We start from the raw sequence: 14,178 nt of genomic DNA, 5'->3' as shown, positions 1-14,178 counted from the left end.
CGTTTTTTAAAGGATGACACTATGACACAAATAATGGCACTACAAATACAACAGCCCTTTTCTGATCAATTAAAAAAAGGCTACCCTCTTATTTCAAAGGATGCGGTCGATGCACGACGTCTACCTGCTGAGCAAGGAACACTCCTAAAGCTCATGGATCACCATAACCGTTTTATTGGAACAGGTTACTACGGAATCCAAAATAAAGGGATTGGCTGGGTGCTAACGACCGATGCGAATGAAACCATCGATAAACCTTTTTTTATGAAAAAATTCAAAAAAGCCATCGACAATCGTGCTGCATTCTTCAACAATGAAAACACAACAGCCTTTCGTGTATTTAACGGTGAAGGAGATGGCATCGGCGGTCTAACGATCGACTTTTTTAACGGCTACTACATGGTGAGCTGGTATAGTGAGGGTATTTACTCATTTAGAGAAGTGGTTTATGAGGCGCTTGCTGAGACAGTGAACTACCAAGCGATTTATGAGAAAAAACGCTTTGATAGCAAAGGGCAGTATATCGAGCAGGATGATTTTGTGATGGGCACGCCAGGCGAATTTCCCATCATGGTAAAGGAAAATGGTATGACCTATGCAGTGCATTTAAACGATGGTGCCATGACAGGGATTTTCCTTGATCAACGTGAGGTGCGATTAGCTATTCGTGAGCGTTATGCGAATAATACTGACATGCTGAATACGTTCTCCTATACAGGAGCATTTTCTGTGGCAGCTGCTCTAGGAGGTGCCATCAAGACAACGAGTGTAGATGTAGCCAAGCGCAGTCTAGCCAAAACAATTGAGCAATTTAGTGTCAATCATATTGATTATGAGGCACAGGATATAAAAGTCATGGATGTCTTTCATTATTTTAAATATGCGCAGCGTCATGCTTTACAGTTTGACCTTGTCGTTTTAGACCCACCTAGCTTTGCACGTACGAAGCAAATGACCTTTTCAACGGCAAAGGACTACCCTAAATTACTGAAGGACACGATTGCCATTACCGCTAAAAACGGCATCATTGTGGCTTCCACAAATAATGCTAGCTTCGGTATGAAAAAGTTCAAAGGCTTTATTGACCAAGCATTTAAAGAAACTCGTACACGCTATAAAATCGTGGAGGAATACGGTTTGCCGAAGGATTTCCGAGTACAACGTGAATACCCTGAGTTTAATTATCTGAAGGTCGTGTTCATCCAGAAAATCGACTAACCCATCGAGAATCACACCTTGTTGTGATTCTTTTTTTATGTGATGAACACAACGATATCGTGAGAAAAAAGGAGGATAATTGTGAAAAAATTTTTATTCATATTAAGTTTGTTAGTATTAGTTGCATGTTCAAATGATGAAACTAAATATGATGGAGCGCCTTTAAAAATGGCTGTAGTTGGTACTATCCCTGAATTAAATAACGAAAAAATTCATTTCGAAACCATTGCATTAGATGAATTTAGCGAGGATACATTACATATTTCCACAAATTTTGATGCTGTTATGATAACACCCGTGATGTTTGAAGAAGCATCAGCTGATAAATTGGTTAAAGCTTATGAAAACGCTAAAATCCCCATTGTTTTTTTTGATTCACCAAAACGTCATTTTCCATTTACAAGAGAAGGAACTACATTTGAAACGGCTCATTGGGAATCATTACATAACGGTTCTCATACAACAATTTATTTATATGATCATGATGCAAATCGAGAAGATGTTTGGTATTTCTATATGAAAGGTGAGAAAGGGTTAGATATCCTTTACAAAGAGATTTTTCAAACGATTGAAACGTTATAAACAATCATACAGGGCTTTTCTATTAAAAATAGCCTAAGAAGCTATGCTCTTCTTAGGCCACCCTATTATAGATATTTCACAAACCAATCACGAATATATTCAAGTCGATTAATTCGTAATGTGGGCTTGCCGCTCCTTGATAGTTCATGATTCGCCTCAGGGAAACGAACGAATTTTGTTTCTTTTTTCCGATACTTTAAGGCAATAAATAATTGTTCTGCCTGCTCAATTGGACAACGATAGTCTTTTTCACCATGTAAAATCAATAATGGTGTCTCCACATTGTCTACATATTTCAGCGGTGAATGATGCCATAGCTTCTCTATATCATCGAGTCCCGCTTGAATTTGCCAGTCTGTAAAATAATAGCCGATATCACTGACACCCGCAAAGCTAATCCAGTTTGAAATGGAGCGCTGCGTCACAGCCGCTTTAAAGCGATTTGTATGGCCCACAATCCAGTTGGTCATAAAACCACCATAGCTTCCACCTGTTACACCAAGACGGTCTTGGTCAATAAAATCATAGTGCTCCAAAGCGTAGTCTACCGCTGCCATTAAGTCTGCATAATCATTGCCACCATAATCGCCACGTACTGCATCCACAAATTTTTGGCCATAGCCATGACTACCACGCGGATTAGTATAAAGCACTGCAAAGCCTTGTGCAGCAAGGATTTGCAATTCATTAAAGTAGGTGTTGCCATACATCGCATGTGGACCACCATGGATTTCAAGAATAAGAGGATACTTCTTCCCTGCTTCATAGCCAACTGGCTTCATGATCCAGCCATTGACCTTCCAGCCTTCAGCGCCTTCCAATTCAATACTTTCGGGAACAGCTAATGTTTTGGTCTTTAAAAATTCTTCATTAATTGACGTCAACTGTTCTTTGTCACCTGTTTTTAGGTTTACATAAAACAAATCGCCTGGGTTTGTCGTTGTGCTAATCGCTACAATAGCCTGATCGTTTTGCGGATCAAGTGAAAAGCCATAGACATATTGATCATCATGAATAGCTGGGTAAATTTCGCCATCTACATTTCCGAAATAAATCGCCGCATTGCCGTGATCTGTGACTTGGAAGTAGAAGCTATGATTATCATTCATCCATTGCACGCGTGGTGACGCTACACCTTGCAGGAAATCACCGATGACAAAATCACCAACAGGCGCATCGAATTCACTTGTTACACAGTTTAGCAGTTTTTGCTCCATGTCATATATCCATAGCTTCGCTTGTGTGGCATTTTCAAATTCACGTTCTCCACCTACAAAAGAAAGGAATCGGCTATTCGGAGACCAAGCCGTTTGGTAATATGCACCACAGCCTTCTGTTAGCTTGCGGCTCTGTTTAGTTTCTAAATCCAATAAATAGATATCCACATTAAATGAGAAATCCAAATCCTCCGCTTTATCGGCTAAGTACGTAAGGTATTTGCCATCTGGCGACCATGTACCCAGATGGAAGTACTCTTTTCCCTCCGTCACTTGCTCTAGCTCTCCTGATTCCACATTGACAAGGGCAATATGAACAAACTGCTCCATATCAATAAATCCACCAGCATCCGATTTGTGCTTCATTTTCTCGATTTCTAGTGGCTTGAGTTCTTTGTCCTTTTTCTTCTCATCCTCCGCTTTATCTTGGATGGTTTCATCTTTCCCTAGGACAACTGAAAAAGCAATTTTCTTGCCACATGGGGACCAGACAGGTGATGTTGCCCCATTTTTACAATGTGTCAGCTGTTTTGCCTCACCACCTGCTTTCGATAGCACATAAATTTGCGATTTACCTGTTCTCGTTGACAAAAACGCAATTTGGCTGCCATCTGGTGACCAAACAGGGGAACTTGTTCTATCCTCACCAAATGTCCATTGCTGTGGCGTTTTGTCCTTCAAGTTTATGTAAAATAAATTCGAGATATAGTCGTTTTTCTTCTCGTCCATACGAGTCTCTACATAAACTACCTCAGTTCCATCGGGTGATAGCTGTGGATCTGCTACTGATTTTAAGTGATAAAGATCTTCTGGTTGAATCCCTTGTTTCGATGTCATGTTCTTGCTCCTTTGTATTGTAATTTTCTGTGCCTTACTACAATACTTCGACACCCTAAGTAATATTCCTGCTATTTAATAGAATTTTTTACTAGTTCCCAATATTCTGCGGACTTTGTTCTGCGATAAAATTTATAAAAGGGTTCATTCGGGCGAGCATGCTCTTTATAAAGGCCTATCATGTACAGTAAAAAATCTTCAATGTGCTCGACACCTACCCTTTTAGCGAATAATGTGCCAGCCTGTGCCTTTGCCCCCATCGGCACAGCACCTAAATAGACATCAAAGCTTTCCTGCTGATACACGAGCCCAATATCATCATAGACTGCATTGTAGCAGGCAGATGCACAGCCATTGATATTGACACGTACTCTTGCAGGTACCGTTATCCCCGCTATGGCGTGATAGAGCTGTTCGGTTATCGGAGCTGCCTCCATTTTCTCACCATCACAAAAATCGCAAGCCTTCATGGCAATAATGGAGCCAGAGGGCGCAACATAAAGACCCGCTTCCTGTAAGGCTTGCACAGCTTCTGTCGCATCGCTCGTTGGAATGGATACGAGAATACTATAGGAGGCGGAATACTTAATCGCCCCCTTTTCGCCAGCAATTTCGGCTATTTTTTGAAATTGCGCTGGCGTATAATGCTTATTGATAATGCCAGGGCTAACTGCTAGACGGGTAAATTCACCATCACGGTTTAGTGTTTCAAATGTTTGATCTGGTACGTTTTTTTGAAATGCGTTCATTGATATCGCTCCTTATGAAAAAGGAGCTAGCAAAGCGCTAGCTCGAATGGTTTAAAAGTTTTCAGGATAGAAGCCCTTCGCTAAAATTTCAATGGCCTCTGCCGCACGAACCCCTTCAGACGCTGCTGAAAGTGGCAGGATGACAAAGTGCTCATTCTTGACAGCTTCCATCTCCTTTAATGCTGGATCATTTTTTAAGAATTGGATCTTTTGTTCTGCCGTTGTTTCACCGTAATCAATCACGACAACAACCTCTGGATTACGATCTACTGCATCTTCCTTCGACACAGTTGTCCAGCCTGATTCCACATCACCAAAGATATTTTGACCACCCGCGATTGTCACTAGCTCATTCATAAAGTTTTGACCAGCTGTAAATACATCCTTTTCACCGCTATCAAACACAAGAACACGTAATTTTTCGCTATCTTTTGGTAATTTAGCTTGTACTGCCTCTACATCTTTTGTCATTTGCTCAATTAAAGCTTCGCCACGATCCTCGATACGGAAAATCTTCGCGATATTGCGAATATCAGTGAAAATATCTTCTAATGTTGGTTTTGTCATGTTAGAAGCCGTATGTAAATACGTATGAATGCCTAATTCTTCAAGCTCCTCTGGTGTGCCAACGCCCTTTTCACCAAAACCACTTTTCCAGCCTGCATATAGGAAATCCGCCTCGGCATCAATCACTTGCTCCTTCGTAGGGTATTGATCTGAAAGCACAGGGACTTTATCGTATGCCTCTTGGAGTGGCTCATAGATTTTATCATCTAAGTAAGCCGTCCCAACCATAGAATCCTCTAAGCCAAGCGCCAGCATGATTTCTGTCACATGCTGATTTAAGCTAATCGCTTTCGTAGGTGCTTCCTTATATGTTTGGGTTGTGTCATTATTTTCAATGGTTACTTCTGTTGCTGCCTCAGATGGCTCAACCTTTTCACCTTGTGCTGCTGATTCAGTTTTGTCCTTTGCATTACAAGCCCCTAAAATAGCGACCAAGGCAATGATCATCATCAGCCATATACTTTTCCATTTCTTCATGTCCTTTTCTCCTTTGTTGTTAAAATATAGAAAGAAATCAGAGACTTCTTTGCTACCAAGGTGGTTGGAAGGGCATAAAAAAACCCTCTTGTCGCCAAGAGAGTAGCATAGTGAAATAACGGTATCATCATTACCTTTATCACTATCCCCATCCTCGTGGTTCTTAGTCAAAAAACACATACTGGCAGGTATCCTGGCTTAGGTTCATCATCTATACGCCTTCCCATAGCTTTACTACAGTGGCATGCTGTATAGACTCCCCATTTACAGTTGCGGGACAGCATCGGAATTGCACCGATTTCCCTTTTAAGCAAATGACAAATGCCATTTGCACCAATACGTTCTATTATGGTCAATACTATTGATAGACTAGCGTAGTATGACGCTAATTATGCAATCATCACTATATTAGCACTATTTCGACAAAAATACGAACTATTTTACAAGAATTATATATGCGAGTATTCTGTTACAATGAAAAGATAGCAATCTATAGAAACGAGGATTTCTTATGTACAAAACAATCGGTGTACTTGCGCATGTGGATGCAGGGAAAACGACCTTCTCTGAGCAAGTGCTTTTTCATACAAATAGTATTCAAGCCCGTGGTCGAGTCGATCATCAGGATACCTTTCTCGATAATCATGAGCTAGAGCGCAGGCGTGGGATTACGATCTTTGCCGAGCAAGGTCGCATGAGCATTGGCGATGATACATACACATTGATTGATACACCTGGGCATGTCGATTTCTCCCCTGAGATGGAGCGTGCCATTCGTGTGATGGATTATGCCATTATTATCATTAGCGCTGTCGAAGGGATACAAGGCCATACAGAAACGGTGTGGCAGCTTTTACGTAAATACCATGTCCCAACCTTCTTCTTTATCAATAAAACGGATCGTGAAGGAGCAAATGTAGGAGCTGTCATGAGCCAGCTTCGTAAAGATTGCTCTCAGCATGTGTTGTTCGTCGATGAACCGCTGCGAGCAGATTATGTGTCAAATAGCATCATGGAATGGCTGGCGGAGCGTGATGAAAAATTTTTGGATGCCTTTCTGAATGAGTCATTAGAGCATGAACCATGTCTTGCTCAGCTACAGGCCATGATTAAAAATGAGTGTGCCTTCCCCTGCTTTACAGGCTCTGCCTTAAAGGATGAGGGCATTCAGGAATTTCTTGACCAGCTTCCCCTGTTAACGGCTACCCAATTTGACCAGAATGTCCCGTTTGAGGGAGAGGTTTTTAAAATTCGTCATGATGGGCATCAGCGTTTAACCTTTATGAAGGCTGTCAAGGGCTCCTTACATGTGCGGGATGAATTTTCATTTGGTGAAGTGACAGAAAAAGTGACAGAAATTCGCCTTTATAATGGCAGTCGCTTTGAGTCCGTTCAACAGGTTGAAGCAGGAGAGATTTTCGCTGTGAAAGGGCTGAGTCAGGCAAACATTGGAGATCGAATCGGTACAACGACGCTAACACAGCCCTATGAGCTTGTCCCAACGCTACAGGCAAAGGTTCAATATGCGGGCGATCAGCATATCAAGGAAGTGCTACAGATTTTCCGTTTACTTGAAGCAGAAGAGCCTTCTTTACGTGTCGTTTGGCAGGAAAAGTTCCAGGAAATCCATGTCCATATTATGGGTGTCATTCAATTGGAGGTCCTGACAGAGGTATTAATGAGACGTTTTTCATTAGCCGTCTCCTTTGGCGAGCCGCAAATTTTATATATGGAGACCATTGCGACGAAGGTGACAGGCTATGGCCATTTCGAGCCACTCAAGCATTATGCGGAAGTTCATTTATTAATGGAGCCAAATCCACGTGGAACCGGCAATACCTTCAGCAATGCCTGTCATGCAGATCATTTATCCGTAGGCAATCAGCGCCTTGTTGAAAAGCACCTGTTTGAGCGCGATCATCATGGCTTACTTACAGGCTTCCCTTTAACAGATGTTCATTTTACGCTTCTAACAGGTCGCGGGCATAATGAACATACATCGGGCGGCGATTTCCGAGAAGCTAGTTTCCGTGCGCTGCGCCAGGGACTAGAGCAAGCCCAAAATGTTCTACTTGAACCCTATTATCGTTTTAAAATGAAGGCTTCAAACGACTTTATCGGCCGCATGATGACTGACGTTCAGCAAGCAGCAGGCACATTTGATGACCCGATATTATCCGAAACAGATGTGGTGCTAACAGGTCGCGCGCCCGTTGCCACTTTAATGAGCTACAGCACAACCTTTGCTGCCTATACAAATGGGAAAGGTGCACTCACACTCCAATTTGATGGCTATGATATATGCCATAATACAGAGGAAGTAATTGCACAGATTGGCTACGATAAAAATGCCGACCCTGAATATAGTTCCTCCAGTATTTTTTGTGCAAAGGGCAAAGGATATACGGTTCCGTGGCATGAAGCACAGGCAGCCATGCATTGTTTATAGGGCAGGAGTCGGCCTACTCGCTCGGGAGTGTTTTGCTTGCTTTCGCGGGTATTCTTCGCTCAAGCGCGGGTATTTCTCTTGCTTTCGCGGGTATTCGTCGCCCAAGCGCGGGTATTTCTCCTGCTTTCGCGGGTATTCTTCGCTCAAGCGCGAGTATTTCTCCTGCTTCCGCGGGTATTCATCGCTCTAGCGCGAGTATTTCTCTTGCTTCCGCGGGTACTCATAGCTCTAGCGCGGGTATTTCTCCTGCTTTCGCGGGTATTCGTCGCCCAAGCGCGGGTATTTCTCCTGCTTCCGCGGGTATTCATTGCTCTAGCGCGAGTATTTCACTTGCTTCCGCGGGTACTCATAGCTCAAGCGCGGGTATTTCTTGCTTGAACGTGAATATATTTCGATCCTGCATTTAAATGAAAGCAAGCCCTCCATAAAGCGGAGGGCTTGTTCTTATAGTGCACCGACGGCTTTCTTTGTTGGTTTGTCCATCAAATAAGCGGGTTCTACTATCACGTAGTCATGCTTGTTCGTAAAATCAATCAGTACCTTGCCTGGGTGACTTTTTAAAATTTGTAGATGATCAATTAATTGCAGTAAGAGCTCGTGCCCATTGCCGCGTGGATGCCAGTTGAAATGATAATCATTTAACGCTTGCACCGCTTCAATAAACTGGGCATATTCCTGCTGCACGAATGCGATGAGTTTGTCATGGTGAGACGCTAAATCGTGTAGATATGTTTCATAAAAGCGCATGACAATCGAGCATAATAAGTCATTGACACGAGCGGCACTTAAAACAGGCTTTGGCTCCAATGTTAGACGATCAAGGTTGGGCTTTGCGCGTGTTGAATCAATGCGCGTAATTAAGTGATACGCTTCCCCATTGACCTCATAGACAATCGGATTGGTCGGCATATACATCATAAAATGATTGGTCTTTGTTTTCAGCTCATCTGTTAATGCTGCTTTTGCCAAAAGATGACCGTCCACATCCCCATTTTGTATCCAAATAATTTCTTTATTATATAAGATTTGTTCAAAGAAGCGATCGTTGCGAATCAGCTTCGTTGCTAATAATTGATCGATCAGCGATTCGACCACCATTCTTGTTTTCGCTTTCTTGGCAACTTCTGTGCGTGGTTGCTTACAAATGTTCATATCTTCATAAGGCGTTTCCAGCGTTGTCGTTACATGAATATTCGTCATACGTGCATCCCCTTTGCGTACATATTTTCAAAACAAAAAGGACTCCCTACGTTTTGAGGAAGTCCTTCGCTTTATCTTCTTTCATCACACAATGCCAAACAAACCCTAAGTATGTGTGAACGAGTCCGATTGTGAACCCTTTCATTTACTATGGGCGTTTGACGTACTGTGACGAACAGAGCATTCTGTTTTGTCAACATGCCACCTCCTATTCCTCGTAGGTTACTGGTGTGTACTCATAACAGGCAGGTCTCCTGACTCATGGTCATCGCTTCTTTTCTCCTTCCCGTCCAAAGACAGTGGTTGCTGAAAAGTCGCTCACATTTACAGTTGCGGGACAGTGTCGGATTTGCACCGACTTCCCTTTTAAGCAAATTGCACGCAATTTACACCTATTACTACACGCTATTCAGTTGTCATAGGAATCGAGTGTACTCCACATTCCTATTAGATTACTAAAATCAATTGTAAAGTAGTGTTTTTCTAAAGTCAAATATCATAATATTTTCCAAACTACTAATCATCGTTTCTTAATTTTATCTAACAAACTCTGAAATTCTGACAGCACGTCTTCACATTTACTTTGATCGTAGTATACTTCCGCAGCTTCATCGCGGGCCATCTCTTTCGAAATCCCCTCGGATTTTCTACGCAGCATATACTGAATAACCTCGATTTCTTTACCGCTATACTTTCTGGTCTTTTCCAACGAATCAGCAAAATTGTCGTCTACTTCACACATTAAATCCGCGTAACTAGTTAATGTTTTGTCCGTAATATTTAACTTCTCTAATACGTCCTTTACCGAATGTCTTCTTTTTAACATCCGTATCACCTCCATCTATTATTCGGAGTATATACTGAAAGAAACCGCATGAGAATAGGCTTTAGCGACTGATTGACGGCTTTTAAAAAAAGGTATTTACGGCACTTTTATTTTAGGTTATTATTTATGTAACATTTGAAAAAACGAGTTACGAGCGCAGGAATCCCTTGCGCTCATTTTTTTAACGCAAAACTGACGCAAGTTCAATCGGGATAACTCACTTCTATAAATTTGAAATATTAACATAAACAGCCTAATAATAAACGCACCTCAGACAAACTTACACGCACAACTATCCGATTCAACAATTCTCGAAGCCTCTGACATCGCAAAAACCGGCTTGTTTTGAAAATGGTATCTGTAATTATCGGACAGCAGAAAGCGCCTGTAGGAAGTCGGTGGCTTGGGGGGATTTTCGAGTCATCCAACGTTTAATTGACGCAATGAATATCAAATGAATATTTATTCATTTCCAACTTCCCATAAGCTTGATTATGTAAACTAAAATATACGTAAAACCATTCATATAACAATGTTTCTCTACTTCTGCGCTGAAACAACATATACACAATCTTATACATCGTTAATATGCCGCAATTCTTGCGACTATCTCTATTTGCACATGCGTTACAATACTGCATAAAATGCTGTATAAAATACCGGTTAAATTGTCAGATAACGATTTGTTTTCAAGGTAGCGCGTCCGCCAGCACGTTCTGCCCGATGTTTCCTCGTATTTCGGAATTAAACGGAAGCCCTAACGCCATTCCAACGCATAAAAAAAGAGCGAAGCCAACACGTAGCCAACTCCGCATTTATAATACTTTACCGCACTAAATCGTTGATATACCGCCTTTTAATATCGATTTTTAATATTCGCTAATCGAGCTGCAACTGCATCTGGATCCGCATTAGGCGCTTTAATCTCAACTTCCGCCTTATCAACTAGCATACCCATCGTTTGCATGTACAGTTTCATATGCGAAGCGTTGCCGTCCACACAACCTTGAATAAGCGCCTGCATAACGCGCGTACGATTATCCGATAAATACATATCTGTTACCGCTGTCTTATATTCTAACATCGCAGGCAACTGTCTCCATTTACGTAATGTCCGGTCAGATATGCCAATTTCCTTTGCAATTTCAACGTAAGAACGACGCTTACCTTTCGGTAATAGGTCGTTTTCGTAAATCAACTCGGCAGCCTTCGCCTGATCGGCCGTCAATTCTTTTAAAATACCTTCTAGTTTGCTCTCCATTTTAATAGCTCCTCTCGTTTGTCAGCGTAGTATTTATCATAATTTCCGTCATAGTCGCCTTTATAGACATCTTCGGAATAAACGGAATAAGGCGTTTCCTCAATGATACTTACAAGCATATCCGCTAAATTTGCGTAATGCATTCTGCTGTCACCGTTAGTAGCGATCAGTAATAAAGCAGCAATCAGTGTACACGTAGAACCTAGTATTAAATCCTTCGCTTCTCTCGCAACTTTTAGCATCTCTAACCACTCATTAATACGGTCTTGTTCACCCAATGGTATAATTTCCTTTGCTGTTAAAACTAGTTCTGTATATTCTGCTAAAAACTGCTTTATATCTACTAAATTACGTTTATATGCTTGTTCTGCCCAAACGTCACTAACCGATGGGAACGGAACTTTACAATAACCTCGCTTCACATCTGACGCATCAATCTCTGCCTGTAAACGCTCAATGTCCTCTTTTAATTCTTCAATTGTAGATGATCGCTTCATTTCATCGCCCCTTCTTTCGTTGTAATAGAAAAGGCAAGCAACGCTATAAAAGCCGATGCCGGCCAAGTATCATTTATTATTTACCGTAGTAAAATCGAACGGAGACTCGCGACTAACTACTTCTGGATTTACCGGAAATTGCTTATAAACGTTATGACGATCTTTCAGCCATATCGCGATAGAACTCTTAGCCAGTTTGCACCATCTCCTGTTCGATTAATTTCGCTAGCTCAAACGCTATACGATGTATGTCCGCCTCTTCACGTACTGTAAAGTTATTACCAGAGATAACGACTCCTCCGCCAGTGCCGTTTCCTCCGCCACCTTCCGAATAATCACGATTTTCACGCGCAGTTAAAACGCGTTCATCCTTATGGAGACGCGCTGTATATCCGTCATATGGCACGGAATCTAATCCGCTATAATGCGATTTAGCAGCTCCGCCGTCCTTGCCTGGTATCAATTTCTTCGCCCAACTTACGGCACCAGAACCGATTTTACCAATCCAGTCTGGCATTTTAATGTTTCCTAAAATTGCTGCGAAGTCCTTTAAGTATCCTGCCGCTGTACTAATCCAACTGCCCACAGTTTTGAATGCGGGAGTCAGCGCTTTAACAATTTCCGTAGCTGCTCCGAATGCTTGCGTAAATCCTCCGGCTAGAAACGCTACAAACGGACCTACAATCGTATCCCATACTAAGCGCAATATCTTAAAGGCTGCGCCGATCGCCGCACCTAGAAGTTCAAGTATCGGACCAATCACCGTCCACATAAGCTTAAAAGTTTTCATAACGAATGTAATCGTAGGTGCGATAATGTTATTCCAAGCGAGCATTACGACGTCAGCTACGATTTTTAATGCGTCCCACAAAGCGCTAAGAATAGGCTGTGCCGTTGACCAAAGCGTTTGCAGTACGGGCAACACGGCTTCAACGAGGCTAGTGAATACGCTAATTACCTGCTCCTTTATCGTTGCAAAACGTGATGTCATTGCGCTGATAGCTTCAGGAGAAATTAGCATCTCCAGTACGCCTTTAAATCCGCCAGATTTGAACGCAGTCATTAGTCCAGAAATCTTCGCCTTAATTCCGCCAACTAACGAGTTAATCTGATTCGCAATATCAGGCGGAAATAGTGCGCTGATTAAACCGCCCGTGCCGCCCGTCTTAAATGCGGACCATAACGATTTAACCTTGCCGACTATACCGTCGATTGCTCCTCGGAACATTTCGCTATTGTCGTAGAGCGCTTTGAATCCGACTACTGCTGCGGCTATTCCCATTGCTATAAGTGCTATCGGATTTGCCAACGCGGAAATTGTTCCTACTACAGCTAGCGCAGCTACAAAAGTGCCAATCGCTCCTGCTACGTATGCTATTTGTGTTCGCCATTTCACGAATATATCGTATAAAGCAATCGCTTTATCTGTGGCTTTAGCAAGCATACCTCCCAATTTATTGCTGAGAGAGGTAGTATCAAGACCATCAAACATTTTATTTAGTCGTCGTAAGAATTCTCCTAGTTTTGTATTACTCTCCATTCCCATGTTTCTAAAGAACGTCTGTGACTTCTCTTCAAGTTGCGACCACAATCCTTTTGTCGTATTCCCCATCTTATTAACCATTTCATCAGTTACACCCATTTTGGTTAATAATTTATCTAAACCAGCCATCTTAGCAGACATGCCGTCCATTTTAGTGATTTTTTGCAATTCCTTTTTATCTAGTCCAACTGCTTCGTACATTGAAACATAGTCACCTTGCATAAGCTCTTTTGTTGAGAAAGCTGCCTGTTGAGTGTCTACGCCAGAAAGCGCTTGTATACGTTCAACTAAACCCCAAACTTGTTTTAATTCATCAAGGTTCTTACTGATTCCTATGAATGCCTTTGAGTTTGTCATCATATCTGTGCTGTTCAATACTGGACTATCAATAGCAGCCTTTTCGACCATTTGAAGATACTTTTTTGCTTGTTTATCATCACCAAACATCCCGCTAATAGCCATCGCATTTTGTTCGTAGTTTGCTGCAGCGCCTATAGTTGCGTTAAACAACTTGGCCGCCCCATTCACACCAGCGTATGCCCCCATTAAACCGATTAAAGAACTTTGCATACCACTAAAACTTGCACTAAGCCCATTAGTTCCTGCACGTAAGCCTGTCATACGAGTAGAAAAGCTGCTCATACGATTGGATGTAGAAGATACAGCGCTACCAAACCTATTTACCGCTGTTTGTGCTCGACTTACTGATTCACCTGTTGCTCGACTTGTTCGGTTCATGCGGTCCATCATCGATG

The 14,178-nt window shown here is 42.0% G+C and carries 11 protein-coding genes and 2 riboswitches; of the genes, 3 read left to right on the top strand and 8 right to left on the bottom strand.

Going from position 1 to position 14,178, the window contains the following annotated elements:
* The first annotated feature begins 21 nt into the window (after positions 1–21).
* Complete coding sequence (locus tag JTI58_RS20335) at positions 22–1,218, top strand: class I SAM-dependent rRNA methyltransferase (protein ID WP_205443342.1); 1,197 nt, start codon at positions 22–24, stop codon at positions 1,216–1,218.
* Positions 1,219–1,299: 81 nt separating this feature from the next.
* A complete protein-coding gene (locus JTI58_RS20330; protein ID WP_243456160.1) occupies positions 1,300–1,800 on the top strand; it encodes an amino acid oxidase in 501 nt (166 codons plus the stop codon).
* A gap of 65 nt (positions 1,801–1,865) precedes the next feature.
* Here the strand turns inward: JTI58_RS20330 and JTI58_RS20325 are convergent, their stop codons facing one another.
* The 3 genes from JTI58_RS20325 to JTI58_RS20315 form a co-directional block, all read right to left on the bottom strand.
* Positions 1,866–3,854, bottom strand: coding sequence for a S9 family peptidase (locus JTI58_RS20325; protein WP_205443340.1), 1,989 nt, complete (start codon positions 3,852–3,854; stop codon positions 1,866–1,868).
* A gap of 71 nt (positions 3,855–3,925) precedes the next feature.
* Positions 3,926–4,603 (bottom strand): precorrin-3B methylase, encoded by a 678-nt coding sequence (locus JTI58_RS20320; RefSeq protein ID WP_205443339.1) that lies wholly within the window; start codon positions 4,601–4,603, stop codon positions 3,926–3,928.
* Between the two features lie 51 nt (positions 4,604–4,654).
* Positions 4,655–5,647, bottom strand: a complete 993-nt coding sequence (locus JTI58_RS20315; RefSeq protein WP_205443337.1) for an ABC transporter substrate-binding protein — start codon at positions 5,645–5,647, stop codon at positions 4,655–4,657.
* Between the two features lie 166 nt (positions 5,648–5,813).
* Positions 5,814–6,000, bottom strand: a riboswitch (cobalamin riboswitch).
* 158 nt (positions 6,001–6,158) lie between these two features.
* Here JTI58_RS20315 and JTI58_RS20310 point away from each other — a divergent pair.
* Complete coding sequence (locus JTI58_RS20310) at positions 6,159–8,096, top strand: elongation factor G (protein WP_205443336.1); 1,938 nt, start codon at positions 6,159–6,161, stop codon at positions 8,094–8,096.
* Positions 8,097–8,540: 444 nt separating this feature from the next.
* Here the strand turns inward: JTI58_RS20310 and JTI58_RS20305 are convergent, their stop codons facing one another.
* The 5 genes from JTI58_RS20305 to JTI58_RS20285 all read right to left on the bottom strand — a co-directional run bounded on the left by JTI58_RS20305 (position 8,541) and on the right by JTI58_RS20285 (position 14,161).
* Positions 8,541–9,296: a hypothetical protein gene (locus JTI58_RS20305; protein WP_205443334.1), complete on the bottom strand. Its 756-nt coding sequence runs from the start codon at positions 9,294–9,296 to the stop codon at positions 8,541–8,543.
* 227 nt (positions 9,297–9,523) lie between these two features.
* Positions 9,524–9,707, bottom strand: a riboswitch (cobalamin riboswitch).
* Between the two features lie 109 nt (positions 9,708–9,816).
* Complete coding sequence (locus JTI58_RS20300; RefSeq protein ID WP_205443333.1) at positions 9,817–10,122, bottom strand: hypothetical protein; 306 nt, start codon at positions 10,120–10,122, stop codon at positions 9,817–9,819.
* 856 nt (positions 10,123–10,978) lie between these two features.
* Complete coding sequence (locus JTI58_RS20295) at positions 10,979–11,383, bottom strand: phBC6A51 family helix-turn-helix protein (RefSeq protein WP_205443331.1); 405 nt, start codon at positions 11,381–11,383, stop codon at positions 10,979–10,981.
* Entirely contained in the window at positions 11,368–11,880 is a 513-nt protein-coding gene (locus JTI58_RS20290; RefSeq protein WP_205443329.1) for a hypothetical protein, read from the bottom strand. The genes JTI58_RS20295 and JTI58_RS20290 overlap by 16 nt, the downstream gene beginning before the upstream one ends.
* Positions 11,881–12,067: 187 nt before the next feature.
* On the bottom strand, positions 12,068–14,161 hold the full coding sequence (locus JTI58_RS20285) for a phage tail protein (protein WP_243456158.1): 2,094 nt from the start codon (positions 14,159–14,161) through the stop codon (positions 12,068–12,070).
* Between the last annotated feature and the right edge of the window lie 17 nt (positions 14,162–14,178).

It is taken from the genome of Lysinibacillus fusiformis (genome assembly GCF_016925635.1).
GTDB lineage: Bacteria > Bacillota > Bacilli > Bacillales_A > Planococcaceae > Lysinibacillus > Lysinibacillus fusiformis_F.
Note: the sequence above shows the minus strand (reverse complement) of the source record. Positions and strands in the feature narration are given on the sequence as shown.

What these genes read in the sequence shown, in the direction of transcription:
- JTI58_RS20335 (WP_205443342.1), top strand. Translation starts at nt 22, where the DNA reads ATGACACAAATAATGGCACTACAAATACAACAGCCCTTTTCTGATCAA.
- JTI58_RS20325 (WP_205443340.1), bottom strand. Translation starts at nt 3,854, where the DNA reads ATGACATCGAAACAAGGGATTCAACCAGAAGATCTTTATCACTTAAAA.
- JTI58_RS20320 (WP_205443339.1), bottom strand. Translation starts at nt 4,603, where the DNA reads ATGAACGCATTTCAAAAAAACGTACCAGATCAAACATTTGAAACACTA.
- JTI58_RS20315 (WP_205443337.1), bottom strand. Translation starts at nt 5,647, where the DNA reads ATGAAGAAATGGAAAAGTATATGGCTGATGATGATCATTGCCTTGGTC.
- JTI58_RS20310 (WP_205443336.1), top strand. Translation starts at nt 6,159, where the DNA reads ATGTACAAAACAATCGGTGTACTTGCGCATGTGGATGCAGGGAAAACG.
- JTI58_RS20305 (WP_205443334.1), bottom strand. Translation starts at nt 9,296, where the DNA reads ATGACGAATATTCATGTAACGACAACGCTGGAAACGCCTTATGAAGAT.
- JTI58_RS20300 (WP_205443333.1), bottom strand. Translation starts at nt 10,122, where the DNA reads ATGTTAAAAAGAAGACATTCGGTAAAGGACGTATTAGAGAAGTTAAAT.
- JTI58_RS20295 (WP_205443331.1), bottom strand. Translation starts at nt 11,383, where the DNA reads ATGGAGAGCAAACTAGAAGGTATTTTAAAAGAATTGACGGCCGATCAG.
- JTI58_RS20290 (WP_205443329.1), bottom strand. Translation starts at nt 11,880, where the DNA reads ATGAAGCGATCATCTACAATTGAAGAATTAAAAGAGGACATTGAGCGT.
- JTI58_RS20285 (WP_243456158.1), bottom strand. Translation starts at nt 14,161, where the DNA reads ATGAACCGAACAAGTCGAGCAACAGGTGAATCAGTAAGTCGAGCACAA.